Source organism: Parafrankia sp. Ea1.12 (genome assembly GCF_900465275.1).
GTDB lineage: Bacteria > Actinomycetota > Actinomycetes > Frankiales > Frankiaceae > Parafrankia > Parafrankia soli.
This window is the reverse complement of record NZ_UBIZ01000001.1, coordinates 1-205: the sequence shown is the minus strand read 5'-3', so window position 1 is coordinate 205 and position 205 is coordinate 1. Positions and strand designations below refer to the sequence as shown.

Here is a 205-nt window from a genome sequence, read left to right as displayed (position 1 = left end):
CGCGGACGGTACCGACCCGGCGTTCCGCGAAAGCGTTCGCGACCGGGGTCCGTACGGGTGTCCGCACGATATCGATGTTGTCGGTGGTGAAGACGGTGTCGAAGACGGCGGTGAACGTCGTGTCGCGGTCACGGATGAGGAACCGGAACCGTCTCGCCCGCTCACCCAGAGCTATGGGCAGGTTACGGGTTTGCTGGGGTGGCCC

Annotated in this window: 1 pseudogene; it reads right to left on the bottom strand. The window is 65.9% G+C overall.

From position 1 onward, the window contains the following. Window positions 1-205: pseudogene (locus FMEAI12_RS37510) on the bottom strand (integrase); the annotation flags it as partial.